23 protein-coding genes are annotated in these 25,825 nt (G+C 71.4%); 10 read left to right on the top strand and 13 right to left on the bottom strand.

The window, feature by feature from the left end:
* Positions 1–298 precede the first annotated feature (298 nt).
* Positions 299–1,042 carry an SLATT domain-containing protein gene (locus tag CG740_RS05350; RefSeq protein WP_100573785.1) on the top strand — a complete coding sequence of 248 codons (744 nt, stop codon included), beginning with the start codon at positions 299–301 and terminating at the stop codon, positions 1,040–1,042.
* A gap of 6 nt (positions 1,043–1,048) precedes the next feature.
* Here CG740_RS05350 and CG740_RS05345 read toward each other — a convergent pair whose 3' ends face one another.
* The 4 genes from CG740_RS05345 to CG740_RS05330 form a co-directional block, all read right to left on the bottom strand.
* Entirely contained in the window at positions 1,049–1,699 is a 651-nt protein-coding gene (locus CG740_RS05345; RefSeq protein ID WP_100573784.1) for a hypothetical protein, read from the bottom strand.
* Positions 1,700–1,911: 212 nt separating this feature from the next.
* The gene (locus tag CG740_RS05340) at positions 1,912–4,359 is read right to left on the bottom strand and encodes a dolichyl-phosphate beta-glucosyltransferase (protein WP_100573783.1); all 2,448 of its coding nucleotides are present in this window, start codon (positions 4,357–4,359) and stop codon (positions 1,912–1,914) included.
* Entirely contained in the window at positions 4,335–5,006 is a 672-nt protein-coding gene (locus CG740_RS05335; RefSeq protein WP_100573782.1) for a GntR family transcriptional regulator, read from the bottom strand. The genes CG740_RS05340 and CG740_RS05335 overlap by 25 nt, the downstream gene beginning before the upstream one ends.
* Positions 5,007–5,164: 158 nt before the next feature.
* Positions 5,165–6,526: an aspartate aminotransferase family protein gene (locus tag CG740_RS05330; RefSeq protein ID WP_100573781.1), complete on the bottom strand. Its 1,362-nt coding sequence runs from the start codon at positions 6,524–6,526 to the stop codon at positions 5,165–5,167.
* Between the two features lie 666 nt (positions 6,527–7,192).
* Between CG740_RS05330 and CG740_RS05325 the strand changes: the two genes are divergently transcribed.
* Positions 7,193–8,740 carry a serine/threonine-protein kinase gene (locus CG740_RS05325; protein ID WP_100573780.1) on the top strand — a complete coding sequence of 516 codons (1,548 nt, stop codon included), beginning with the start codon at positions 7,193–7,195 and terminating at the stop codon, positions 8,738–8,740.
* Between the two features lie 29 nt (positions 8,741–8,769).
* Here CG740_RS05325 and CG740_RS05320 read toward each other — a convergent pair whose 3' ends face one another.
* Positions 8,770–9,540, bottom strand: a complete 771-nt coding sequence (locus CG740_RS05320; RefSeq protein WP_100573779.1) for a polysaccharide deacetylase family protein — start codon at positions 9,538–9,540, stop codon at positions 8,770–8,772.
* A 403-nt stretch (positions 9,541–9,943) separates the two neighbouring features.
* Between CG740_RS05320 and CG740_RS05315 the strand changes: the two genes are divergently transcribed.
* On the top strand, positions 9,944–10,177 hold the full coding sequence (locus tag CG740_RS05315) for a hypothetical protein (RefSeq protein ID WP_159030231.1): 234 nt from the start codon (positions 9,944–9,946) through the stop codon (positions 10,175–10,177).
* A gap of 26 nt (positions 10,178–10,203) precedes the next feature.
* On the opposite strand, the gene CG740_RS05310 is transcribed toward CG740_RS05315, so the two are convergent.
* A complete protein-coding gene (locus CG740_RS05310) occupies positions 10,204–10,617 on the bottom strand; it encodes a hypothetical protein (RefSeq protein WP_234376083.1) in 414 nt (137 codons plus the stop codon).
* A 155-nt stretch (positions 10,618–10,772) separates the two neighbouring features.
* Between CG740_RS05310 and CG740_RS05305 the strand changes: the two genes are divergently transcribed.
* The 4 genes from CG740_RS05305 (at position 10,773) to CG740_RS05290 (ending at position 13,730) form a co-directional block, all read left to right on the top strand.
* Positions 10,773–11,603 (top strand): helix-turn-helix domain-containing protein, encoded by an 831-nt coding sequence (locus tag CG740_RS05305; RefSeq protein ID WP_100573777.1) that lies wholly within the window; start codon positions 10,773–10,775, stop codon positions 11,601–11,603.
* A gap of 2 nt (positions 11,604–11,605) precedes the next feature.
* The gene (locus CG740_RS05300) at positions 11,606–11,926 is read left to right on the top strand and encodes a DUF397 domain-containing protein (RefSeq protein WP_100573776.1); all 321 of its coding nucleotides are present in this window, start codon (positions 11,606–11,608) and stop codon (positions 11,924–11,926) included.
* Positions 11,927–12,042: 116 nt separating this feature from the next.
* Positions 12,043–12,909, top strand: coding sequence for an immunity 49 family protein (locus tag CG740_RS05295; protein ID WP_234376082.1), 867 nt, complete (start codon positions 12,043–12,045; stop codon positions 12,907–12,909).
* Between the two features lie 197 nt (positions 12,910–13,106).
* Entirely contained in the window at positions 13,107–13,730 is a 624-nt protein-coding gene (locus tag CG740_RS05290; protein WP_100573775.1) for a ScbR family autoregulator-binding transcription factor, read from the top strand.
* Between the two features lie 52 nt (positions 13,731–13,782).
* On the opposite strand, the gene CG740_RS05285 is transcribed toward CG740_RS05290, so the two are convergent.
* Entirely contained in the window at positions 13,783–14,715 is a 933-nt protein-coding gene (locus CG740_RS05285; RefSeq protein WP_100573774.1) for an NADP-dependent oxidoreductase, read from the bottom strand.
* A gap of 215 nt (positions 14,716–14,930) precedes the next feature.
* Positions 14,931–16,214: an adenylosuccinate synthase gene (locus CG740_RS05280; RefSeq protein WP_100573773.1), complete on the bottom strand. Its 1,284-nt coding sequence runs from the start codon at positions 16,212–16,214 to the stop codon at positions 14,931–14,933.
* 176 nt (positions 16,215–16,390) lie between these two features.
* On the opposite strand from CG740_RS05280, the gene CG740_RS05275 reads away from it, so the two are divergent.
* Positions 16,391–17,197, top strand: a complete 807-nt coding sequence (locus CG740_RS05275) for a diacylglycerol kinase (RefSeq protein WP_100573772.1) — start codon at positions 16,391–16,393, stop codon at positions 17,195–17,197.
* A gap of 475 nt (positions 17,198–17,672) precedes the next feature.
* Here the strand turns inward: CG740_RS05275 and CG740_RS05270 are convergent, their stop codons facing one another.
* Entirely contained in the window at positions 17,673–18,299 is a 627-nt protein-coding gene (locus CG740_RS05270) for a GbsR/MarR family transcriptional regulator (RefSeq protein ID WP_107488357.1), read from the bottom strand.
* A gap of 75 nt (positions 18,300–18,374) precedes the next feature.
* Here CG740_RS05270 and CG740_RS05265 point away from each other — a divergent pair, with 75 nt between their 5' ends.
* Entirely contained in the window at positions 18,375–19,280 is a 906-nt protein-coding gene (locus tag CG740_RS05265) for an ABC transporter ATP-binding protein (RefSeq protein ID WP_100573771.1), read from the top strand.
* The gene (locus CG740_RS05260) at positions 19,277–20,890 is read left to right on the top strand and encodes an ABC transporter permease (protein WP_100573770.1); all 1,614 of its coding nucleotides are present in this window, start codon (positions 19,277–19,279) and stop codon (positions 20,888–20,890) included. Before CG740_RS05265 ends, CG740_RS05260 begins: the two co-directional genes overlap by 4 nt.
* A 16-nt stretch (positions 20,891–20,906) precedes the next feature.
* Here the strand turns inward: CG740_RS05260 and CG740_RS05255 are convergent, their stop codons facing one another.
* From CG740_RS05255 to CG740_RS05240, 4 genes are all read right to left on the bottom strand, one after another.
* The gene (locus CG740_RS05255) at positions 20,907–22,157 is read right to left on the bottom strand and encodes a cytochrome P450 (RefSeq protein WP_100573769.1); all 1,251 of its coding nucleotides are present in this window, start codon (positions 22,155–22,157) and stop codon (positions 20,907–20,909) included.
* 187 nt (positions 22,158–22,344) lie between these two features.
* Positions 22,345–23,094 (bottom strand): chitinase, encoded by a 750-nt coding sequence (locus CG740_RS05250; RefSeq protein WP_100573768.1) that lies wholly within the window; start codon positions 23,092–23,094, stop codon positions 22,345–22,347.
* Positions 23,095–23,677: 583 nt separating this feature from the next.
* Positions 23,678–24,343, bottom strand: coding sequence for a response regulator (locus CG740_RS05245; RefSeq protein WP_100573767.1), 666 nt, complete (start codon positions 24,341–24,343; stop codon positions 23,678–23,680).
* Positions 24,340–25,761: a sensor histidine kinase gene (locus CG740_RS05240; RefSeq protein WP_442802801.1), complete on the bottom strand. Its 1,422-nt coding sequence runs from the start codon at positions 25,759–25,761 to the stop codon at positions 24,340–24,342. Before CG740_RS05240 ends, CG740_RS05245 begins: the two co-directional genes overlap by 4 nt.
* Positions 25,762–25,825 lie beyond the last annotated feature (64 nt).

Here is a 25,825-nt window from a genome sequence, read left to right as displayed (position 1 = left end):
CGTGTCGCTATACCTGATCAAGGGCCACTTCCGGGCGGAAATACCTGGATATCGACCCCCGGGCCCTCCATTCGGCGGTAGGAATGGCGCTCGGACGCCTCAGTAGGCGTCAATACGCCCACGCGCACCGCAGGTGCCGGCGGGCGTGACGTCCTTCGCCACGGCATTTACTACGTCGAGCACGTCAAGGACGCGTCCGCTACGTCCAGTACACGTCTATGTCCAGTACACGTCCAGGTGCCCGTACGTCACGCGATGTCACAGAGGGTCACAGCAGCAGTGCGGAGGGAGCGGCCGGGTGAGCCAGCCGGCGGACATGCAGCCCGAGGGGGCCCCGGGCCAGGCCCGGCGGGACGAGGGCGCGCAGACGGGCGATCTGACCGGGCGGCCGTTCCCGCTCGGCGACTGGGGCGAGCCCGCCGAGCGCCTCGACGAGCTGTACCGCTGGGTCGAGGACGGCGCCCTGCGCACCGCCGAGTGGTACCTGGCCGACCGGCTGTGGAAGCGCCGCGGCGCCCGCACCCTGCGCTGCGGCACGGCGAGCGGGGCGATCGCGGGCGCGGTGCTCCCGCTGCTCGATCTGACCCGGGCCCTCCCGGGCGCCGCGGGCTACGGCTACGTCTGTCTGCTCCTCGCCGGGGCGTGCATGGCCTGCGACCGCTACTTCGGGCTGACCTCGGGCTGGATGCGGGACGTGGCCACCGCGCAGGCCGTGCAGCGCAGGCTCCAGGGGCTCCAGTTCGACTGGGCCACGGAGAGCGTGCGCGAGGTGCTCGGGCCCACCGAGGGCACCGCCGGCGAGGCCGCCGAGCGCTGTCTCTCGGTGCTGCGCCGGTTCACCGAGGACGTGACCGAGCTGGTCCGCTCGGAGACGGCGGACTGGATGGTGGAGTTCCGCTCGGGTCCCGCGCCGCTGGTCATGCAGACCTTGAGCGCGGCGGCCCCGCGTTCGGACGGCGCCCCGGGCCCCGGGCGCTTCCCGCTGCCCCCGGCGACCCGGCCGAACATGCCGCGCCAGCGGCCGCCCGAGGGCCCGCGCTGAGCCCGCTCAGCTGAAGATGATCATCGAGCCCTGGGCGAGGCTGCGCGTCGCCGCCGCGTGCAGCCCCAGCCACACGTGCCGCTCGCGCGCGAACGGGCTCTCGTCGTACGGGATGGGTCCGGCCGGCTCCTCCAGGGAGGTGGGCCGGGTCGGCGGGGCGGGGGCGGTCGGCGGGTTGGCCGGATCTATTCCGATGGCCGGACCCACGAACTGGAGCTCCCGCAGCAGGCCCTGTGCCGAGCCGAGCGGTCCGCCGCCGGCGAGGAGTTCCTCGTTGGACAGCGGCGCCGCGAAGTCGACCGGTACATAGGCGCCCGCGTGGTCGTAGTGCCACACCAGGTGCGACTGCTGCGCGGTCGGCTCGAACATCTCCAGGAGCTGCTCGTAGTCGCCGCCGAGTTCGTCGACGGGCGTCACCGCGAGGCCGCAGAGCTGGAGCAGATAGGCCCGGCGCAGGAAGTGCAGCGCGTCGTAGTCGAATCCGGCCACCGGAGCCACGTCCCCGGACAGGCCCGGCATGTACGCGAAGACCGGCACGGGCGGCAGCCCGGCGTCGCCGAGCGCCTTGTCGTACGAGGCGATCTCCTCCGCGAACGGATTGTCGGGGCTGTGGCACAGCACGTCGACGAGGGGGACCAGCCACAGGTCACAGGCCAAGACGGGCTCGCTCTCAACTCGTTTCGTGCGATGGTCGGGACAGCGTAGTGCGCCGGGCACGCCGCGCGAAGAGTGCCCGTCAACTCCCGGTGCGGGGTGACCGGATCCCCCCGCGCCCGGTCGGGTGGGTTTACCCACGGGGCCGACCGTTACTCGGACTCGGTACTCGGACTCGGACTCGGTACTCGGACTCGGCCGCACGGCGCGGGAGTTCACCGCACCTGCGACACGTCCCAGATCCAGACCCCGCCGACCTTGGTGCCCGGCTTCCCCCCGAGCAGCCGGCTCACCGTCTCGTACAGCTGGGGCGCCTGCGGCTGCGGGGCGAGGACGAGGACGCCCGCGTGCCAGTACGCGAGGTCCGCGCGGGCCTGGTTCTGCCAGTCCGTGCCGATGTCGGGGATGGGCTTGCCGGAGCGGATGTCGCCGAACAGGTTGGACGTCCAGCGCGGCGATGCCCCGTAGATGCCGATGCGGTCCGGTCCCCAGGGCCCGTTGAAGTAGCCGCCCGGCACCGAGAAGCCGAGGCCGGTGGACGACTGCCAGTGCAGGGCCTCGGCCGAGCCGGGGTCGGGCAGCGGCACCGGGACCAGGGACTCGCCGGGCTGCACGTACTTCTTCCACAGGCCCGCCGAGATGAACTCGGGCACCTCGGGGCGGGCGTTCGTCGGGAACGACGTCGGGACGATCGGGAGCAGGGCGAGCGCGATCGCGGCGAAGCCCACCGCCCGGGTCACGCGCGGGCCGCTCAGCGCGAGGCGGCCCGCGCCCAGCGCGATCAGGGCGCCGAGCGCCGGTGCGCAGATCATCGCGACTCGGCCCTCGATCACCGACTCGAAGAGCGGCTTGTGCGCGAGCAGCTTCCAGGGCCCGGTGAACACCACATCCGTGTAAGGGATGCGGATCTTCTGCCCGAGCGAGAGCACCGCCGCCGCGACCCCGGTGAACGCGAGCGCCTTCACCAGCGGGCGCCGCCAGAGGCGTACGACGAGGGCGAGCGCGAGGGCCACGAGCGGCCAGCCGTAGAAGGCGTTCTGCTCGGTGCGGTTGAGGGCCAGTTTGTCGGCGGTGGCGTCGTCGCCCCACAGCGAGCGGCCCGCGAACTCGACCAGCGCGAGCGGCGAATTGCCCGCGCTGTCCCCGTGCAGCACGCTGTGATAGCTCTGCGCCCCCGCGAACTGCCGGTACAGCGGATACGCGACGAGGACCAGGCACACCCCCACCGCGTACGCCATGCCCTGCGCGAGCGGCCGGATCGCGGCGCGGGCGACATCGCGCCGGGCCAGCGCGTACGACAGCGCGAACAGGGTCGTGCCGACCACGGCGAGCAGCAGCACCTCCTCGCCGAGGAAGATCTGGTACGTCGTGAACAGGCCCAGGACCAGGCCGTTCCGGCGGATGTCGCGGCCCTCGCAGAGCCGCAGCGCGCGGTCGATGATCAGCGGGATCATGAACAGGACGCAGAAGTTCGGGTGGGCGTTGGCGTGCGAGATCATCGGCGGCGCGAACGCGGCGAGCGCCCCGCCGAGCCCGGCCGCCCACCGGTTCCCGGTCACCCGGCGGGCGAACAGCCAGTACCAGGCGTACGCGGTCGCCGATATCCCCAGGGTGAGGATCAGCGCCCAGGTGAGCGTCGGCCCGAAGGCGAGGGTGATCGGCGCGAAGGGCACCGACAGGCCCAGCATCGGGGTGTTGCCCATCAGGTTCACGCCGTCCGGGAAGTTCTGGACGGTGGTGAACAGGGGGTCGCGCAGATGGGCCACGTTGTCCGCGGTGACCGCGAAGAACCACTCCCACTGGTTCTGGTCCTGCATCGAGTCGCTGAGATAGCTCCGCCCGAGATCGCCCCACAGGTTCTTGTAGAGCAGCAGGGACGACAGCAGGTAGAGGGCGCCGAGCACCAGATCGACCCGGCGCACCGCGCGCGCCTTGAGGCGGCCCAGCTCCCACAGGACCTTGCCGTAGTCGGCCGCGCCCACCTTGGAGCCCTCCTGGTGCGACCAGCGCACCGGCACCTCGGCGACCGGCCAGCCGCTGCGGCGGAAGAACTGGAGGATCTCGACGTCGATGCCCCAGCCGTCCAGGCGGGCGTCGGCGAACGCGGCGCGCGCCTTGTCGCCGTCGAACAGCTTGAAGCCGCACTGGGTGTCGTGGATGCCGGGCACCGCCACGGCCCGGATCAGCCGGTTGCCCATCCGGCCGAGCGTCTCGCGCAGCCGGCTCTGATGGACCTCGATCCGGGCCCCGGGGCGGGCCCGCGAGCCGATCGCGGCGGCCGTCTCGCCCTCGGTCATCGCCTTGGCGAGATGGTCCAACTCCTCGATGGGGGTGGCCAGATCGGCGTCCGTGACCAGCACCCGGCGCCCGTAGGAGGCGAGCACCCCGAGCCGCAGGGCATGCCCCTTGCCGCGGTTGCTCCCGCTGACGACGACGTTGATGCGCGGATCAGCGGCGGCTGCCTCGCGCGCGACCCGTACGGTCTCGTCGCTCGACCCGTCGTCGACGACGATCAGCTCCCAGGCACAGCTGTCGCCGAGGTGGGCGCGGATCGCGTCGAGGGTGGGTGCGAGGCGCTGCTCCTCGTTGTAGGCCGGGACGACAACGCTCAGTTCGACCTGTCCGGCCGGATCGGTGATCACCGCGGCAGTCGCTCCGCCCATACGAGGGATTCGTCGTTGTAGGCGGCGATCAGCACCCGTGCCGCCTCGAAGTCATGGAGGGCGAGCGCCGATACGACCTCGCCGTGGCCGGTCCACAGCCAGTCGCTGAGTTCGCTGTGGCCGCGCAGATAGGGGACCGCGAACACCCAGCTCTGCATGCGCAGGCGGTGCAGGAACTCGGAGATGTAGGTGTTGCCGGCGAGCGCGCACAGCTCCCGCCAGAACCGCAGGTCGTAGCCGACCAGGATGTTCAGATCGCCGCCGCGGGCGGCCCGCGCGGCCTCTTCGCCGCGCCGCCGCACCGATACGAGGGCGGGGCCGTGCGGTTCGACGGCGCCGGGGACCGCGGCCCGCCGGAATATCCCGTCGACCACGAGGGCGCGGGCCTCGACCATGCCCTTGTAGTCCTCGACCGTGAACACCCGGACCCGGAAGCCCCGGTGCTGGTCGGAGTCGAGCAGGCCCTGTGCGCAGAGATCGACGAGGGCCTCGCGCACGGGCGTCGCGGAGACGCCGTACTGCTCGGCTATCTGCTTGACGGTGAATTCCTCACCGGGCTGCATACGCCCCGCGAGCACCTCGTCACGCAGCGCGTCCGCTATCTGTTGTCGAAGGGTGTTGCGGGTGACCGCTCCGCTCGCGGGCATGGCTCGCTCCCCTCCTCCGGTTCCGGGCCACCCTATGGGGTGCCCGGAAACCGGACAAAGGAGAGCGCGGTCCCGCCGCCCGAGCGATGCCGGCAACTCCGCCCTGACCAGGACAAACGCACCACCGTCGGCGAGTCCGCGCGATCAGGGCCGACGCGTCACACGGTGTACTGATCGGCCACCGTCAGCGCCTCGTCCAGCACCGCGAGGCCTTCCTTGGCCTCGCCCTCGGTGATGTTGCAGGCTGGCACGACGTGGGTGCGGTTCATGTTGATGAAGGGCCACAGCCCGTTCTTCTTGCAGGCGGCGCCGAAGGCGGCCATCGGGGCGTTGTCCGCGCCGGTCGCGTTGTACGGGACCAGCGGCTCCCGCGTCTCCTTGCTGCGCACCAGCTCAAGCGCCCAGAACACACCGAGCCCGCGCACCTCGCCCACCGAGGGGTGCCGTTCGGCGATCTCCCGCAGCCCCGGCTCCAGCACGCTCGCCCCGATGTGCGCGGCCTGCTCGACCACGCCCTCCTCCTCCATCACGTTGATGGTGGCGACGGCCGCGGCGCAGGCCAGCGGGTGCCCGGAGTAGGTGAGTCCGCCGGGGAAGGGCCGGTGCTCGAAGGTCTCGGCGATCGCCCGGCTGATGGCGACGCCGCCGAGCGGCACGTACCCGGAGTTGACGCCCTTGGCGAAGGTGAGCAGGTCGGGCACCACGTCGTGGTGCTCGGACGCGAACCACTTGCCGGTACGGCCGAACCCGGCCATGACCTCGTCCAGGATGAGGACGATCCCGTACTTGTCGCAGAGCGCGCGCACGCCCGGCAGGTAGCCGGCCGGCGGCACCATGATCCCGGCGGTGCCCGGCACGGACTCCAGGATGATCGAGGCGATGGTGCCGGGGCCCTCGAAGACGATGGTGTCCTCAAGGTGCTTGAGCGCGCGCGAGCACTCCTCGGCCTCGGTGGTGGCGTGGAACGGCGACCGGTAGAGGAACGGCGCCCAGAACCGCGCGACACCGGCCGAGCCGCTGTCCGAGGCCCAGCGGCGCGGGTCGCCGGTCAGGTTGATCGCCGTGTTCGTACCGCCGTGGTACGAGCGGTACGCGCTCAGCACCTTGTGGCGCCCGGTGTGCAGCCGGGCCATCCGGATCGCGTTCTCGACGGCCTCCGCACCCCCGTTGGTGAAGAAGATCTTGTCGAGGTCGCCCGGAGTGCGCTCGGCGATCAGCCGGGCCGCCTCCGAGCGCGCCTCCACCGCGAACGCGGGCGCGAAGGTCGTCATCGTCGCGGCCTGCTCCTGGATCGCGGCGACGACCTTCGGGTGCTGGTAGCCGATGTTGGTGAAGACGAGACCGCTCGTGAAGTCGAGGTACCGGTTGCCCTCGTAGTCCCAGAAGTAGGACCCCTCCGCGCCGGCCACGGCGAGCGGGTCGATCAGGCCCTGGGCGGACCAGGAGTGGAACACGTGCGCACGGTCGGCGGCCTTCACAGCCGCGCCGGCCTGGGGATCGGGGGTGCCTTGAGGGGTCATGCCCCCAGGGTAAGTAAGCCCAGCTGAGAACGGACATGGCCATCCTGTCCACCCTGGCCTGCCCCGCTCGGCAAAGTGTCGCCCGGGCCCTCACACCCCGCACCCGAAACGGGTTTCCCCAGGCGCGCGAGGACCCACGCGACCAGCCCCACACGCCCCGCACCCGAAAGCGGGTTTCCCCAGGGGCGCGAGGAACTGCGCGACCAGCCCCACACGCCCCGCACCCGAAACGGGTTTCCCCCAGGGGCGCGGGGAACTGCGCGAAAAGCGACCACGGCCCGCAGCCGAAAGCGGGTTGGGGGCGCGGGGAACTGCGCGAAAAGCGACCACGGCCCGCAGCCGAAAGCGGGTTGGGGGCGCGGGGAACTGCGCGAAAAGCCCCACACGGCCCGCAGCCGAAAACGGGTTTCCCCAGGGGCGCGGGGAACTGCGCGAAAAGCGACCACGGCCCGCAGCCGAAAGCGGGTTGGGGGCGCGGGGAACTGCGCGACCAGCCCCACACGGCCCGCAGCCGACAGCCCAGCCGACAGCCCAGCCGACAGCCCAGCCGAAAACGCGGCCGAAAGCAGGGCCAGGGGCGGCCCGCCCCGGCCCATACCGCCCACCCCCGCAGGGGGACCCCGCATATCCTCACCCAGTCGACCCCCACCCCGAAGGGCACCCGGCATGGACCGCACGCAGCGCCTGAAGCCGGCCGACCCGGATCGAATAGGCGGCTACCGGATACTGGCCCGCCTGGGCGCAGGCGGCATGGGCCAGGTCTACCTCGCACGATCGGACCGCGGCCGCACCGTCGCGGTGAAACTCGTCCGCCCCGACCTCGCCGACCAGGCCGACTTCCGGGCCCGCTTCCGCCAGGAGGTACTCGCCGCCCGCAGAGTCGGCGGGCTGTGGACCGCGCCGGTCCTGGACGCCGACACCGACGCCCCCGTCCCCTGGGTCGCGACCGGTTACGTCGCCGGCCCCGACCTCCAGTCCGTCGTCGAAGACCACGGCCCCCTCCCCGAGCACTCCGTACGCGTACTCGCGCACGGCCTCGCCCTGGCCCTCCGGGACATCCACGGCGTCGGCCTCGTCCACCGCGACCTGAAGCCCTCCAACATCCTGGTCACCGCCGACGGCCCCCGCGTCATCGACTTCGGCGTCGCCCGCGCCCTGGAGGCCGGCCCGGACGGCGGTCTGACCCGTACCGGCGCCCTCATCGGCTCGCCCGGCTTCATGGCCCCGGAACAGCTGCGCGGCGACCGCGTGACCCCCGCCTGCGACGTGTTCTGCCTCGGCTCGGTCCTGGCGTACGCGGCGAGTGGCCGGCCCCCCTTCGGGGAGGGTACGAGCGGGGTGCACGCGCTGATGTTCCGCATCGCGCAGGAACCGCCGGACCTCGACGGCGTACCCGAGTCCCTCCAGGAGCTGATCGGCGACTGCCTGCACAAGGATCCGGCGGCCCGCCCCACCCTCGGCCGCATACTGGAACGCGTCCCCGCCACCCTGCCCCACCCGTGGCTTCCGTCCACCGTGCTGACCCAACTGGCAAGCGAAGCAGCCAAGTTGCTCGACCTGGAAAACCCCGGCACCTCCGAGCCCCCGGCACCGGTCCCGGAACCGGCCCCGACACCGACACCGGCGCCACCCCCGCCGTACGACCCGTACTACGACGTCGCCGCCTACGCGGGCTACTCCCCCGAACCCGACCCGGAACCCCCGCTGCAACGCAGCGCCAAGTCCACGGCGGCGCTGATCGCGGTGGCCCTCGTGGTGGCGGTCGGCGCGGGCGGCTCGGTGTACGCGTTCATGAGCGGCACCCCCGAGAAGGCGGCCGCCCCCGCCCCGACGGCCTCGGCCTCCCCCAAGTTCGGAGCGATCCCCCCGCAGTACTTGGGCAGTTGGTCCGCCGTCGTCCCCGGTGACTCGGGTGACGAGCCACGCAACCTGGTGCTGAGCCCGGGCCGGGTCGGTGACCCGGTGCTCACGCTCACGGCCGACGGCCGCGGCTACCACTGCGTCTTCCAGGCCCACCTGACCGAGGCCCCCGCATCACCCGGCGCCGACCTCAGGATCGGCCCGTCCGAGGTGGCCCCCGGCTCGACCGGCACCTGCAACCCCGGCAGACCCAGCACCATCAGCCTCCTCCCGGACGGCCGCCTGCACCGCCAGACCGACGGAACAACCGAATACCTCGACTACACGAAGGGCGATGTCAGCGAAGGGAGTTGACTGGCCGTCAGCGTCGCACGGCTGTGCCGTCAGCGGATGGGGAAGCCGAAGGTGTGGCCCTGGGACTTGAGCCAGGGGAGGAGTTGGCGCAGGGCTTCCAGGGTTTGGGAGCGGTTGCCGCCGGCGTCGTGGAAGAGGACGGTCGGCCCGTTGTGCAGTTCCTTCTTGACCGTGGCGACGATCGCAGCCGTGCCCGGCCGCTCGAAGTCCTTGCTGTCCACGTTCCAGCCCAGCGGACGCATGCCGCGGGAGGCGGCGAGTTCGCGGCTGTACGGGGTGAACGCCCCGCCCGGCGCGCGGTAGTACATGGGCTTCACACCACCGGACGCCTTGGTGATCATCGCCTCGGCGTCGAGGATCTGCTGCGACTGGTAGGCCTCGGACGCCTTGTCCATGCTGGTGTTGTGGGACACGGTGTGGTCGCAGAGCCGGTGCCCGGCGGCGACGACCTTCTTCACGAGGTCCGGGTGGGCCTGGGCCTGCGTACCCACCATGCAGAAGGTGGCCTTCACCCCGTACTGCTGGAGCAGGTCCAGGACTTGCGGGGTCCACGTGGGGTCGGGGCCGTCGTCGATGGTGATGTTCACACCGCGCGGGCCGGCGTCCGAGGAGTGCGCGATGGTCGTGTCGACGCGCTTGCCGTCGTTGCCGGGCGTGGCCGACGCGCTCGCCTTCGGTGACGGCCCGTCCGCCGTGCCGGCCTGCGCGGTCCACACCGACGCCCCGGTCGCCAGCAACGTCACTCCGAGCGCGGCGCCAGCCAACTTGCCGTACCAGCCTCGCCCGCTGTGCCGTGCCATGTCCGCCTCTTTCCGTCGCAGTCCCTCGTCCGCCCCCGGTCACCTGGCATGACGAGCCGAGGCGCCCGGAGGATCCCGCTGTTACCGACTGCGCACAATTCCGGGAAGGTTCCCGGACGACCCGATCGGGGCCCGTACGAGGGCAATCGAGGAAGGCGGCGCGGTCGGGTGCGGAATGCAGGACGCGATTCCGGCCGGAATCGGAGCGGAAGGGCGGGGAGTTGAGGCCGGCATTTCGCGATGCGGGCGCACCGCGAACACCCGGGCTCCCCCTTAACGGACCGGCCCCCTCCACAACCACCGCCCAGCACACCGGATTCATTCCCCACCCGACGGGAACTCGCAGCCGCACAGAGCTGGAAGCTGCCTCGACCATGGCCGGTGAAGAGTCATGCGGGAAGACATGAACGGTACGGCCGTGGCGGTCTTGGGCGGCGCTCTCTTCGGCGTCACGTTCACCAGTCTGGGGCCGGATGTGAACGCCATGACCCCGGGCGTTCTCGCCCTGCTCCTCGTATGGGCCGTCGTCTGTTCCGTCGTCTCGGTGTCGGTGGTCTGGGTCTGCACCGTGCTCAGGAGGAGGCGAAGGGGACTGACGGATCGGCCGGGGCGGCCGTCGAAGAACCCCGAGAGCTGATACCCGGCACGGGGCCCGGCCGCATCTCAGCCGCAGTAGCGCGGCTGGCTCACCACCGCGCACAGCAGGGGGGTATGGACGAAGCGGTCCGGCCCCGACGGCGGACACCGCCACGACAAAGGCCACGTGTGTCCGCTGAGCGCCGGGACAGGTACGTAACTCACTCTGTTCGGACCCGAGTTGAACGGGATGGCCACGGCGGGCCAGGAACGGTGGGACGTGCTGCGCGGCGGCACCAGGAAGTACACCGCCCGGCACCCCAGCGCATCCGCGACGATCGGCCCCGGATCACCCCCGGTCAACTCCTCCATCACGTCCGCCACGCACCGCCCCGCGTCCCCGTCGATCCGTACCGCGTCGAATTGCACGCCGGCCTTTCCGAGCCGGATGCCGGAGAGCGGAATCCAGTCCAGGTTCACGTTGTCGATTTCCGTATTCACGCGGACAGTTTGGGCCCGTCCCGCTACCGTTTTCCATGGCCCTGGAGGGGCCGTCGGGGAGCGTTGAACAGCCCCAACTCCCCTGGCGGTGAGTGGAATTCGACGGGGTTGAGTCATGACCGGTTGAGACCGGTTGAGACGGAGCGTGATCAGAAATGGCAAGAGCGGAAAACAAGACGACGGCTGGGCCGACGGCCCAGATGGTGGCGAGCATCGCCCGTAAATTCCGGGCGCGGAAAGGGTGGACGCAGGGTCAATTGGGTAAGAAGATCGGCTTCTCCAGCGCTGCGGTCAGTGCGATGGAGACGCTGGCACAGCCCGCATCGGACGACATGCTGGTCGCACTTGAGCGTGTGCTCGGAGACGGGTTGAACATCTTCGAGGACGCCCGGGAGCCGATGCGGCTGGAGAAGTACCCCGCCCAGTTCCAGGACTACGCGGCCTTGGAGCGGAAGGCCTTGGTGCTGCGGCCGTACGTAACGTTCATCATCCATGGCCTCTTCCAGACAGAGGACTACGCCCGAGCTCTGATCGGTGGTGGCTACCCGCCATGGCCCGAGCAACGCGTCGAGGAGCTGGTAGAGGCACGCATGGCACGCAAGGCGCTCTTCGACCGATCGCCTGCCGCACTGATCGAGCTGGTACTGGAGGAATCGGTGCTGAGGAGGGTCATCGGCGGCCCCGAGGTCATGCGTGAGCAAATGGTTCACCTCGCAGAGTGCGCGCGGCGGCGTAACGTGACCCTTCAAGTGCTGCCCATGGACTGTGGGTTGAGCGGCGAACACGCGGGCGACCGAGGAACGATGAACGTGGTGGAGACCCTGGAGCACGATCGTCTCGGCTACCTGGAGGTGCAAGGCGAAGGCCTGCTGATCACGGATCCTTCAAAGGTGAGTGCGCTCGCCCGGAGCTACGCAAAGATCCAGTCCCAGGCCCTGGACCCTCGCACCTCACTGGGTCTCATCGAGCAGCTGGCGGGAGAGTAGAAGTGAGCGACACCTTTCAGTGGTTCAAGTCCAGCTACAGCGACAGCGGAGGCGGTGACTGCCTTGAGGCAGCTATCGCCTGGCGCAAGTCCTCGTACAACAGCGACAGCGGCGGTCAGTGCGTAGAGGTAGCCCTCCCCTGGGCAAAGTCCTCGTACAGCAGCGACAACGGCGGTAACTGCGTAGAGGTCGCCGCCTGCTGCGAGGCGGTCCACGTGAGGGACTCGAAGGTGGCGGACGGCCCCTCGTTCGCGGTCGCGCCGGGCGCGTGGGCCGCGTTCCTGGAGTGGGAGGGCGCGGCGATCCGACCGGCCGGCGCCTGAAGGGCGAGGGCGGGGCGGGGTGAGTTCCCCGCACCCTCGCAGGCGGCCCGGCAGCGTCGGGCGAGTTCCCGACGCAGCACCTACCGGCACCTACCAGCACCTATGGGAGACGTCCGATGATGATTCCCGCTCGGCCCGCGTACGAGCCCGGCGACGACTCGGCGGAGCTGCTCAAGGGGCTCGACGCACGGACCCTGCGGGAGATCGAGCGTGCCGCGCAGTCCCCGCGCATGTTCGGGCTCACCTTCGGCAAGACGCTCCGCACCGCCTTCACGCACTGTCTGCACGATCCGGCGGCGAGGGCGAGCGGGACGTGGCAGGCGTGGGCCGCCGCCATGCAGACCGGCTCGGCCCTCTTCGCCTCCGCCATGACGGCGGAGGGCACCACGGTCGAGTGTCTGATCGCGCACGAGAAGCGGGCCGTCCCCGGGCTCGGCGGACCCACGCCCTTCGCGGACGCGGGCACCTGGCTCCAGGCCTTCTGGCTCGCCATCATCTGCCGCGACCAGGTCCGGCTGACTCAACTGGCCCATGTGCCAATGGAGTTGCTGCGCGGCTCGGGCGCCGATTTCGAGGAGTACGTCTACGACTGGGTCGACGCGCTCCAGACGTACTGGCTCGAAGGCGAGGGGCTCGGCGACAAGCTCGTCGCCGCGTTCGACGGGACGAACCCCCAGAACCTCAAGTTCGTCGACCGTGAGCTGATGCTCATGATCCTCTATCCCCCGCTGAACGTCTTCTACCGCTTCCTCACCCAGGACGACGAGGAGTTCGACAAGACGCTCCTCCAGGCGGTCCAGCTGCACCACGAGTACTGGACCGCCGACGAGGAGCGCGCCGGCGACCTCGACGGAGCCGTCGCCCTCGCCCCGCTCGCCCTCGCCTGCCTCGCCCACGACGCCGGACGTCCCATCCCCTTCGAGACCGAGTACCTCCCCGAAGGCCTCCTCGACCGCAGCTGGCTCGGCCGGTTCCCGACGTAGGCCGGGTTCAGGGACGGGGGCCCCAGTGGGGACCGGACCCGGAGCGCGGTTCCGGTCGCCCCCGTGCCCCGTGCCCCGGGCATCCGCACCCCGTAGCCCGTACCCCGTACCCCGCACCCCTCGTATCTTCGCCGCTGCGGGAACATACCTTCGGGAAGGTATGGTGAACCGCAGTCGACCGACCGAAGGGACTGGGCATGAGCACAAGGGCCCGTCAGAAACCCGCCGCCTCCGAGCTGAAGCAGGAGCGCGCCATCCGGACCCGCGCCCTGATCCTGGACGCGGCGGCGCGCGCCTTCGCGGACAAGGGGTATCCGGCGACCACCATCCTCGACGTGGCCGAGCTGATGGGCGCGACGAAGGGCGCGGTGTACTTCCACTTCGCCAACAAGAACGCGCTCGCCGCGGCCGTGACCGAGGAGTTCTACGCACGCCTGCGGGCCGATGCGCAGCAGGTCCAGGAACAGGGCCTGGCGCCCGCCACCGCGGTCCGTGAACTCCTCACGCGTACGGGCGCGATGTTCCGCGACGACCAGGTCATCCGGGCCGGGGCGCGGCTCCAGATCGAGCGGTCCCTGATCGACGCGGACCTGCCGGTCCCGTTCGTCGGCTACACCGAGACCGTCACGGGGCTGCTGCGTGCGGCCGGGGCCGAGGGCGCGTTGCCGGCCGGGAGCGACCCCGAGGTGCTGGGCCGGGTGCTGGTCTCCGCCTTCTTCGGGGCGCAGCACATGTCCTGGGTGATGAATGACCGGGCCGACATGGCCGAGCGGGTCGAGGAGATCCTGGCGACGGTCCTGCCGGGCGGGGCGGCGGCCTGACCGCTCCCCGGAGGGGGCTGCCTGCCGGGGCGGCGGCCCGACCGCTCCCCGGCTACGGCTCCAGAATGAGCTTGCCCGTGACGTGCCCTGCTTCGATCAACTCATGGGCGGCAGCCGCCTCTTCGAGCGGCAGCGTGCGGTCCACGTGCGGGCGGAGCTGCCCCTTCTCCACGAGGTCGGCCAGCGCCTCCAGGCCCCCGTGGTCCGGCTCCACCGAGACGCCGGCGAAGCGGAATCCCGCCGCGCGGGTGCGGGCGGCAAGCTCGGCGTCCGCGCGGGCCACCGCGGTGACCAGGAGGCCGCCGGGGCGCAGGGTCCGCAGGGAGCGGTCCGCATAGTCGCCGCCGATCAGCTCCAGGACCGTATCGACGTCCCCGACGGCTTCCGCGAAGTCGGCCGTCCGGTAGTCGATCACCTCGGCCGCGCCGAGCCCGCGCAGGAACGCGTGCTTGGCCGCGCTCGCCGTGGTGATGACGTGCGCACCGCGGGCCTTGGCGATCTGGATCGCCAGATGGCCCACTCCTCCACCGCCCGCGTGGATCAACACCCGCTGCCCGGGCCCGACTTGACCGACCTCGACGAGACTCTGCCAAGCGGTGAGCCCGGCCAGCGGGACCGCCGCCGCCTGGGCGTGGCTCAGCGAGGCCGGCTTGTGGGCGAAGTGGCGCGAGGGGGCCGCGACGAACTCGGCGTAGGCACCGGCGGCCCGCGGGAACAGCGGCATGCCGAACACCTCGTCGCCCTCCTGGAAGCGGGAGGTGCCCGGCACGACGTGCTCGACCACGCCCGAGACGTCCCAGCCCAGGACGAAGGGCGGCTCGCCGAGCATCGGGAAGGCACCGCCGCGGATGATCGCCTCGACCGGGTTCACCCCGATCGCCTTGACCCGTACCAGGATCTCGGTGGGCAGCGGGGTCGGCCGCTCCACCTCCGCGAGGGTGAGCACCTCGGGCCCGCCGAAGGCCTGCTGGACGATCGCACGCATAGGAATTCCCCTGTCTGGTGCGGGACTTGTGCCCCGGTGGACTGCCCTCACAATAAAATACCTTCGCGAAGGAATCAATCGATGACGGGGACGGGCCCGAACCCCTCTCGCGGGTGCCGGAAACGACCGAGCGGGGCCCGGGGCGGCCGCTTGGCACACCCCGGGCCCCGCTCGGTCGATCACGTGCCCAGGGGATCGCCGCCGGGCCCGCTCGCCTACAGGAAGGAGTTGATCTCGATCGTCTCGGTACGGCCGGGGCCGACGCCGATCGCGGAGATCGGCGCTCCGGACATCTCCTCCAGGGCCTTCACATAGGCCTTCGCGTTCTTCGGCAGCTCGTCGAAGGTCTTGGCCTTGGTGATGTCCTCGGACCATCCCGGCAGCTTCTCGTAGATCGGCTTCGCGTGGTGGAAGTCGGTCTGGGAGTACGGGAGTTCCTCGACGCGCTTGCCGTCGATCTCGTACGCGACACACACCGGGATCTCCTCCCAGCCGGTCAGCACGTCCAGCTTGGTGAGGAAGAAGTCGGTGAGGCCGTTCACACGGGTCGCGTACCGGGCGATCGGTGCGTCGAACCAGCCGCAGCGACGGTCGCGGCCGGTGGTGACACCGCGCTCGCCGCCGATGCGGCGCAGCGCCTCGCCGTCCTCGTCGAACAGCTCGGTCGGGAACGGGCCGGCGCCGACACGGGTCGTGTAGGCCTTGAGGATGCCGATCACGCGGCTGATCTTCGTCGGACCCACGCCCGCACCCGTGCAGGCGCCGCCCGCGGTCGGGTTCGAGGAGGTGACGAAGGGGTACGTGCCGTGGTCGACGTCGAGCAGGGTGCCCTGGCCGCCCTCGAAGAGCACGACCTTGTCGTCGTCGAGCGCCTTGTTCAGGATCAGCGTGGTGTCGGCGACGAACGGCTTGAGCTGCTCCGCGTACTGGAGCATCTCCTCGACGATCTTGCCGACCTCGATCGCGCGGCGGTTGTAGACCTTGGCGAGCAGCTGGTTCTTGCCCTCCAGGGCCGCCTCGACCTTCTGCTCCAGGATCGACTCGTCGTAGAGGTCCTGGACGCGGATGCCGACGCGGTTGATCTTGTCCGCGTAGGTCGGGCCGATGCCGCGGCCGGTGGTTCCGATCTTGCGCTTGCCGAGGAAGCGCTCGGAGACCTTGTCGAGCGTGACGTTGTACGGCGTGATCAGGTGAGCGTTACCGCTGATCAGGAGCTTGGACGTGTCGACGCCTCGCTCGTTCAGCCCGCTCAGCTCGGAGAGCAGGACCGCCGGGTCGACGACGACTCCGTTACCGATCACCGGGGTGCACCCCGGCGAGAGGATCCCGGAAGGGAGAAGATGCAGCGCGTACTTCTGGTCGCCTACGACGACCGTGTGGCCGGCGTTGTTGCCGCCCTGGTAGCGCACCACATAATCAACGGATCCACCGAGGAGGTCGGTGGCCTTTCCCTTGCCCTCGTCACCCCACTGAGCACCGAGCAGCACAAGTGCGGGCACAGGCGTACACCCCTTCCGGGCGGGGCATGTCCAAGGTCAGGGGCATACGCGTTCCATATGTGGATGCGTACACCATGGGCCTGAACCGAAGAACGCTTGCCCCGGAATAGACGAAGCCCCTGGCGCAATAGCGCAAGGGGCTCTTGCACAAAGATGCTACCCGAGGAAGGACCGAGGTGTCGGCTGCGCACCAGCTCGTCGTGCTCATCGACCCGGTCGCCCGCCGTATTGACGGCGAGTCCGTACGGATCGCGAAAGATGTGCTGTGTGCGGGAGCACAGGCGAAAATCTGCTGGCCGGAGGGGCCGGCGGAGTTCGTGAGGGCACTGGCCCGCAGGGGCGACCGGCGCACCGTGGTGGTCGGCGACGACCAGGCGCTGCTACGCACGGTGACGACGCTGTACCGGGAACGTGAGCTGGACCGGGGTGCTCTCGCGTTCGTACCGGTGGGTTCGGCGGACTCGCTGGAGCTGGCCCGGGGGCTCGGCGTACCGATGGGGGCGGTGGCCGCCGCGCGGGCCGCCCTGGAGGGCGCCGGGCGCCGGCTCGACCTGCTGGTCGACGACAGCGACCAGGTGGTGCTCGGCGCGCTGCGCGTCCCGGCTCCGCATCCGGTACGGAGCCGGCCCGCGCCGCCGACGGTGTGGGGCGCGGCCCGCTCGGTGCTCCGCTCCCTGGTGCGGGCGCCCGCCCCGGTGTCGGCCGCCGTCGCGCACCGGCTGCGGGTGGAGGCCGACGGGGTGCTCCTGAGCGACCTGGACCGGCCGGTTGCGGGGGTGTCGGTGGCCTCGGCGGACGGGCTCGCGCAGGTGGTGGTGCATGGCCGTACGGGCGAGCGGGTGCGGGCTGCCGCGCGGGCCGTCACGATCTCCGGGCCGGTGGGCGGGTTCCGCTACCGGGCGGATCAGGTCGTGGCGGGGCCGGTTCGTACGCGGACGTGGACGGTGCGGGCGGCTGCCTGGCAGCTGGTCCTGCCCACCTGACCCGGGCAGCTCCGGGTCCCCCGCCTGAACGGCACTCGTCCTCAATCTCCCCCAAGGCCTCAAGGGCCAGGGGGACCCCATGACGGGCTGAAATGCCCGATGCTGGCCGGCACCAAGGCGTTTAGGGGCGCGGGGAACGGCGCGAGAAGCGAGCACGGTCCGCAGACGAAAACGGCGTCAGGGGCGCGGGGAACGGCGCGAGAAGCGAGCACGGTCCGCAGACGAAAACGGCGTCAGGGGCGCGGGGAACGGCGCGAGAAGCGAGCACGGTCCGCAGACGAAAACGGCGTCAGGGGCGCGGGGAACGGCGCGAGAAGCGAGCACGGTCCGCAGACGAAAACGGCGTCAGGGGCGCGGGGAACGGCGCGAGAAGCGAGCACGGTCCGCAGACGAAAACGGCGTCAGGGGCGCGGGGAACGGCGCGAAAGGGGGCCGCGGGGAAGGGGGTCCCGCGTTGCGCGGGGAGGGGCCGCGGTCAGCGGGGCGGGATCGGGGGGAGGTCCAGGGTCGTGCGGTGTTCGCGCCAGCGATCCATCAGCTGGGACAGCTCGCCGTGCAGGAACGTGAAGAACGCCGCCGTCTCCGCCATCCGCGCCCCCGCCGCCGTGCCGGGCCCGCCCGCGCTCGCGACACCCTCCCGCATGACCTGCTCCCAGCGGGTCAGGATCCGGTCGCGGTTGGTGAACGTCTCGTACCAGAGTTCGTTGTGCAGGACGTACCGGTCCCGCCGGGAGCCGGGCTCTCGCTCACGGCCGACCATGTTGACCTGGGACAGGTAGCGGACCGCGCCCGAGACCGCCGCCGGGCTGATCCGCAGCGCCGAGGCCAGTTCGGCCGAGGTCATCGAGCCGGTCTCGGAGACGAGCAGCGCCGCGAAGACGCGCGCCGCCATGCGCTGCATGCCGGCCTCGGCGAGCTCGGAGGCGAACCGCTCGACGAACCGGCCCACCGCGTCCTCGTCCCGCCCCCGCGGCACGCCGACCGCGCCCGGCCCGTCCGATCCCGGTCCGATCGGCTCGGCCGCCGCATCCGGCCCGGCTTGCCCGTCCGCCACCTTCGGCTCCTCCCGCCCGGCGTCTGCCACGCCGTCCACACCGCTCATGGTCCCGACCCTATCCGCTCTTTCATACGCTTCCTTATCTTCACAACTTCGTGAAAATACAGTACGTTCAAAAACATGACGAAGGCAATCACGGTCGCCGGACTGCACAAGTCGTTCGGGCGCACCCGCGCCCTCGACGGGCTCGACCTCGCCGTCGACACCGGCGAGGTCCACGGCTTCCTCGGCCCCAACGGCTCGGGGAAGTCCACGACCATCCGCGTGCTGCTCGGCCTGCTGCGTGCCGACTCCGGCGCGGCCCAGCTGCTGGGCCGGGACCCGTGGGCCGACGCCGTGGAACTGCACCGCCGGGTGGCGTACGTGCCGGGCGACGTGACCCTGTGGCGCAACCTCTCCGGCGGTGAAGTCATCGACCTGTACGGCAGGTTGAGGGGCGGCCGGCTCGACCCGGCCCGCCGCCGGGACCTCGTCGCGCGCTTCGAGCTCGACCCGACGAAGAAGGGCCGCACGTACTCCAAGGGCAACCGGCAGAAGGTGGCGCTGGTCGCCGCGTTCGCCTCGGACGTCGACGTGCTGATCCTGGACGAGCCGACCTCCGGGCTCGACCCGCTCATGGAGGAGGTCTTCCAGGGCTGCGTCAAGGAGGAGCGCGACCGCGGCCGGACCGTACTGCTCTCCTCGCACCTCCTCAGTGAAGTGGAGAGCCTCTGCGACCGGGTGAGCATCATCCGCCGGGGCCGGACCGTGGAGACCGGCTCCCTCGCGGAACTCCGCCACCTCACCCGGACTTCCGTCGCGGCCGAACTGGCCGGTGAGCCGGGCGAGTTGGCCGATCTGCCCGGCGTGCACGACCTCGATGTGCAGGGCAGGCGGGTCAAGCTCCAGGTCGACACGGACAAGCTGGACGCGGTACTGCGCTCCCTCACCGCATCCGGCGTACGGTCCCTGACGTCCACGCCGCCCACCCTGGAGGAGCTGTTCCTGCGCCACTACACCGGGGCAGAGGAGGTGGCGGCGCCATGACCACGTCCTCCCCGACGGTCCCGGGCAGGCGGCTCGGCGCTGAACTGGCAGGCACGGGAGCCCTGTTGAGGCTGGCGCTGCGCCGGGACCGGCTGGTGATCCCGGTATGGGCGATCGCGCTGGGCGGGCTCGTCGCGAGCGGCGCGAGCACGCTGGAGAAGGTGTACACGACGGCCGCCCAACGCGCGGACGTGGCACGCTCGATGAGCGGAAACGGCTCGCTGCGCGCCCTGTACGGCCCGGTCTTCGGTGACTCGCCGGGCGCCCTGACCGCCTGGCGGTTCGGCGGGTTCGGCTGCGTGCTGGCGGCGGTGATGAGCCTCCTGATCGTGGTGCGGCACACCCGTGAGGAGGAGGAGACGGGCCGTCAGGAGCTATTGTCCTCGGCGATGGTGGGCCGCCGGGCCTCTCTGACGTCCGCGCTGCTGGCGGCGCTGGTCGCGAACGCTGCTGTGGCCGCGATCATCGCGGCGGGGCTGGGCGAGTCGACCGGGGACAGGGCGAGTTCGGCGGCGCTCGGACTGATCGTCGGCGCGATCGGCATGCTGTTCGCGGCGCTCGCGGCGATCATGGCGCAGCTGACGGAGAGCGCCCGCCTCGCCAAGGGCCTGACGGGGGCGGCGCTCGGCGCGGCGTTCCTGCTGAGGGCGGCGGGCGACACCGCGACCCGCGACGCCTCCTCGGTGCTCGACCACCTCTCCCCGCTGGGCTGGGCCGAGAACGTACGGCCTTACGCGGGCGAGCGGTGGTGGCTGCTGCCGCTCATCGGGGCGGCGGCCCTCGCGCAGGGGGCCGTGGCGTACGCCCTGGCCGGCCGGCGGGACATCGGGATGAGCTTCGTGCCGCCACGGCCCGGGCCGGCCGAGGGCCGCATCAGCACGGTGTACGGGCTCGCCTGGCGGCTCCAGCGCGGCGGTGTACTCGGCTGGGCCCTCGGGTTCGCGCTGGCCGGGCTGCTGTTCGGGCGGATGGCCGACGGGGCGGCGGCCCTGGTCGGCGACAACGCGCGGACCAGGGAGATCATCCAGCGGATGGGCGGCCAGAGCGGACTGACCGACGCGTTCCTGGCCACGATGGTCTCCCTGCTGGGGATGCTCGCGGCGCTGTACGCGACCTCGTCGGTGCTGCGGCTGCACGGCGAGGAGACGGGCGGGCGCGCCGAGCCGGTCCTGGCCGCCTCGGTGGGCCGGGTGCGGTGGGCGGCCGGACACCTGGTGATCGCGTTCGGCGGGGCCGCCCTGATCATGGCGGTCGGCGGCCTCGCCCTGGCGGCCGGCCACGGCCGCGACGCCGGCCCGCTCCTGGGTGCGGCCCTGGTCCAACTGCCCGCGATCTGGACCCTGTCGGGGCTCGCGGTGCTGCTGTTCGGCGCACTCCCCAGGCTCGCTCCGGGGGCCCTGGGCGTGGTGGCCCTGTGCCTGGCCCTCGGCTGGATCGGCCCCGCCCTGAACCTGCCGACCGCCGTCCTGGACGTCTCCCCCTTCGGCCATCTGCCCCGGCTGCCGGGGGCGGGCATGACGTGGACCCCGGTACTGGTCCTGACCGCCCTCGCGGCGGCGCTGGTGGGGGCCGGGGCAGCGGCCTTGCGGCGCCGGGACGTGGTGGGCTGAGGTCTGTCCGGGCGGCTCAGCACTCCACCCGGAGCTCCTTGAGCCCCCGGATGACGAATCCGGGGCCCCATTCCGGCTCGGCCACCAGCCGCATACCCGGCGCCTTCCTCAGCAACTGCCCGAAGGACGCGTGCAGTTCGAGCCGGGCGAGCGGAGCTCCGAGGCAGTAGTGGATGCCGGCGCCGAAGGAGATGTGCGGGTTGTCGGCGCGGCTGAGGTCGAGGGCGTCCGGGTGGGCGAACCGGGCGGGGTCCCGGTTCGCGGACCCGAAGAGCAGGGCGACCTCGCTGCCGCGCGGCAGCGTCCGCCCGGCGAACTCGATGTCTTCGAGCACCCAGCGCTCGAAGAGCTGGAGCGGGGTGTCGTACCGCATCAACTCCTCTACTGCGGTGGGCAGTAGGGCGTCGGGCTCGGCCCGGAGCGCGGCGAGCTGGGCGGGGTTGCGGAACAGGGCGTACCAGCCGTTGGCGGTGGTGTTGACGGTGGCCTCGTGGCCGGCGTTCAGGAGCAGCACGCAGGTGGAGACCAGCTCCTGCTCGGTGAGCCGGCGAGGACCGGCGCAAGCGCCACCGCCTCCCCCTTCGCCCTCCTCGTCGCGGGCGGCGATGAGGGCGGAGATCAGGTCGCCCCGGCCCGGACTCCTGCGCCGCTCGGCAATCAACTCCCGCAGATAGGCGGTGAATTCGACCGATGCGCGAACGGCGCGGGCGGCGGTCTCCTCGCCCGGGTCGAGTTCGTACATGCCGCAGATCGCCGCGGACCAGGGGCGCAGCAGGGGCCGGTCGGCGTCGGGGATGCCGAGGATTTCGGCGATGACGGCGACGGGGAGGGGCTCGGCGACCTCGGCGACCAGGTCGCCGCCCCCGGCCGCGCGGAAGTCGTCCACGAGGCGGGCCGCGAGCCGGTGCACGGTGGGAGCGAGGCGCTCCACGGTGCGGGGGTTGAAGGCCTGCGAGACGAGGCGGCGGATCCTGGTGTGGTCCGGGGGCTCCAGGTCCAGCATGCCGCCGTCGTTGAGGGTGTGGAACGGTTCGTGTGCCGGGGGCGGGGGCGTGCGGCCGAACTCGGCGTGGCTGAAGCGGTGTTGGTAGCTGCGGCCCAGTCTCCGGTCCCGGAGGAGGTCACGGACGTCGGCGTGGTGCGGGATCAGCCACTGCCCGGTGGGCGGGTAGTGGTGGACGCGGCCCGTGGCCCGGAGTTCCGCGTACGCGGGGTAGGGGTCGGCGACGAAGTCGCGCTCGGCGGGGCGGAAGGGGGTGGGGTGCATGGGCTCGACGATCCGGGTTCACCCCCGGGGAGATCAAGGGGGGCGGGGCGGTTCGAGCCCGTCGGCTGCGGACCCTGCGTGTGCGCCGTGCCCTGAACGAGCCCGGGAGCAGCCGTCCGGCCGGCGCCCTCGACGCGTCGGCCGACGGCACACCGGGGCCGGCGTCGGGCCGGCCGGACGGCACTGCCTAGCAGGACAGATTGCCGCCGGCGCTGACGCCGAGGTCGCGGGTGAACTTCTCGAAGAGGTTGATCCGGTCCTGGCGCTCGGCGGGGTTCTTCCCGTTGCATTCGAGGTCGCCGTTGATGCTCCGGATCGTCTCGCCGAACCCCTTGTTGTGGACGATCGCGTCATGCGGGGTCGTCCTGCCCGCGCCCTTCTGGCTGTTCCAGAACCACAGCCCGGTCTTCCAGGCCACCGCGGAATCACGCTCGACCTTGTAGGGGTCATGCAGCAGGTCGATGTGCAGGGCGTCACCAGCTGCCTTGTAGTTGAAGTTCCAGCTCAGTTGCAGCGGTCCGCGGCCGTAGTAGGCCTTGTCGCCGGCCGGGCACCCGTACGGCTGGCTGCGGTCGCAGTAATGCCCGTAGTTCGCCCTGTTCTGCTCGACCACGTACTTCAGCCCGGCGGTCTCATGACTCACGTTCGCCAGGAACGCCGCCGCCTCACGCTTGCGCGTCGTCCCGTCACCGGTGTTCGCGAACCCGGGGTACGCACCGAGCGCCTGGGTCAGTCCTTGGTAGGTGTAGAAGGAGTTCCGGCCCGGGAACATGTGGTCGAACTGCGCCTGGCTGACCACGAACGATCCGGCGGCAGAGGCGGGCACCGCCGGCACCGCGGCCACCAGACCGGCCAGGACCGCGGTGGCGCCGAGCCCGGCGACAGCGCCGGAGCGGAAGCGGGTCCCGGAGCAGGACAGGGAACGAGACAGGGACATCTGCACTCCTTCACCGGCGCGGACCGCGCCGCTTGGGTGGCTGAAGCCCCCAGTGGCGGGGGCCATGCCAGAGTCTGATGCAGATTCGTCACGTTTCACCGGAAGTTGGTGATCTGTCACCCGCAGGTTGCCTACGCCTTCGGCACGTTGACTTGCAGGTTCGCACCGCTCCCCGAGCGGGCGAACCATCGGGCGACGAAGTCGCGCTCCTGCCTCCGATTCCGTCCGCACACCGTGCGTGGTTGCTCGCGCAGTTCCCCGCGCCCCTGTAGGTGGCCCGGCATCTCCCCAGTCGCGCCCACCGCGGCGGAGCCGCGCACATGTCACAGCCCCGCACCCCTGTAGGTGACCCGGCGTCACCCCGGTCGCGCCCACCGCGGCGGAGCCGCGCACATGTCACAGCCCCGCGCCCCTGTAGGCGGCCCCGAATGCCTCGGTACGGGCCAGCGCAGGCACCCTCAGCCCGTCCGGCGATTGAGGACGAGCGCCCTTCAGGCGCGAACGGGGTCTGGGGCGGAGCCCCAGGGGGACCCGGAACCTGCCAACCCCGGGCAACGGGCGGGAGGGTGGGCAAACCGCCCGGCTAGGACGGAGTCACCAGGCGGGTCTCGTACGCGTACACCGCCGCCTGCGTACGGTCCCGCAACCCCAGCTTCACCAGCACCCGGCTGACATGCGTCTTGATCGTCGACTCCGCCACCACCAGCCGATCCGCGATCTCCAGGTTAGAAAGGCCCTGGGCGATCAGGACAAGCACCTCCGTCTCGCGATCGGTCAGCTCCTCCACCTGCCCCACCCCCGCGGAGCCACCCCGCTGGGACGGCATCACCCGCGCGAACTCGTTGATCAGGCGCCGGGTCACCGAGGGGGCGAGCAGCGCCTCCCCGGAGGCCACCACCCGTACGCCGTCCGCGAGTTGGCGGGCCGAGGCATCCTTCAGGAGGAAGCCCGAAGCCCCCGCCCGCAGCGCCTGGTACACGTACTCGTCGAGGTCGAACGTGGTCAGTACGAGCACCTTCGAGGAGTCACCCGCCGCCACGATCTCGCGCGTCGCCTCGATGCCGTTCATGCCGGGCATCCGGATGTCCATCAGGACCACGTCGGGCCGCAGCGCCCGCACCTGGGCGACCGCCTCGTGCCCGTCGACCGCCTCGCCGACGACCTCGATGTCCGGCTGTGCGCCGAGCAGCACGGAGAAGCCCTCGCGCACCATCATCTGGTCGTCGACGATCAGTACCCGGATCGTCATGTCCGCTCTTCCGTTCTCTTGGCCAGGTCCACACCCGGCTCCGGCTCCGGCTCCCGGTCCCGCTCCGGCTCGGCGGCCGTCACCGGGATGAAGACGGTCACCTCGTATCCGCCCTCCGCCGTCCGCTCCGCGGTCATCTGCCCGCCGAGCATCGCGACCCGCTCCGCCATGCCCGTGAGACCGTGTCCCGAACCCTGCGACGGGCCCGCCTCGCCGGTCGCGGGGCCGTTGAGGATCCGCAGGCCGAGCCCGCCCAGAACGTACCCGATCTCCACCCGGGCCCCCGCCCCTGGCGCGTGCCGCAGGGTGTTGCTGAGGGCCTCCTGGATGATCCGGTACGCCGACAGCTCGACGCCCTGCGGGAGTTCGCGTACCGCGCCGGTGATGACCTTCTCGACCGGGAGCCCGGCCTCGCGGACGTTGGCCAGCAGGCCGTCCAGGTCGGCGAGGGTGGGTTGAGGGGCGTCCGGGGCCTCGTAGTCCTCGGCCCGTACGACACCGAGCACCCGGCGCAGTTCGGTGAGCGCCGCCACCGCGTTCTCGCGGATCGTGGCGAAGGCCTGCGCCAGCTCGGGCGGCGGGTTCTCCACCCGGTAGGGCGCGGCCTCGGCCTGGATCGCGACCACCGACATGTGGTGCGCGACCACGTCGTGCAGCTCGCGCGCGATGTTGGTGCGCTCCTCCAGGACGGTCCGCCGGTCGCGCTCCACCGCGGTCACCGACTTCTCCGCGCTGACCTGCCGCTCGGCGTCCTTGCGGATGTGCCCGACCGAGATGACCAGCAGGACCATTCCGTAGAAGATCGCCACCTGCACGCCGCCGAGGGTGTCGGAGCGGCCGCGGACCACGCTCAGCACGACGCTGAGGCCCAGGGTCACCAGCCACATGTTGAGCGAGACGCGGGGGCGGGTGCGCAGCGCCACCACGGCCAGGACCGTGAGGTGCATGAGGCCGGACCCGGGGGTCCAGGGGCTCATGCTGCCGTGGTCCGCCATCATCCCGGTCAGGACGACCGCCGCGCAGGAGAGCCAGAACGCGCCGATGGGGCGCACCAGCGTCATCACCACCGGCACCGCGAGCAGCAGCCCGTTCAACAGGAAGGGGAAGCCGCCGCTGAGTCCGCTCAGGCTGCGTTCGTAGCCGTACGCCATGGCGAGGAACGCGAAGAAGCAGACCACGGCGTGCGGCAGATAGGCCGCTATGTCGCCCGTCCGGCCCGGGAGCCGGTGCGCGACGGCACCGTCCGTCCGCCGGGGCGGGAGCGGCCGGTAGGCGAACGCGTCGTGGAACAGGTCCCTGCGCAGTCCCGCGTATGCGTCCATCGCCCACCGGAACTCCGGAGTGCGCTCGGCGCTGCCCGCCGTCGCTGTGTTGCCGCTCCCCTGCCGGGGCCTGGTCGTCTCGTTCACATCCACCACGGTAGGCGGCGGCCCCGGCCACGGCGTCCGGCTGGATGCGGATCCTGCGGGGTCCGCCTCAGGG

The organism is Streptomyces sp. CB01201 (assembly GCF_002803085.1).
Lineage (GTDB): Bacteria > Actinomycetota > Actinomycetes > Streptomycetales > Streptomycetaceae > Streptomyces > Streptomyces hundungensis.
This window is presented reverse-complemented; position numbering and strand designations above follow the sequence as displayed.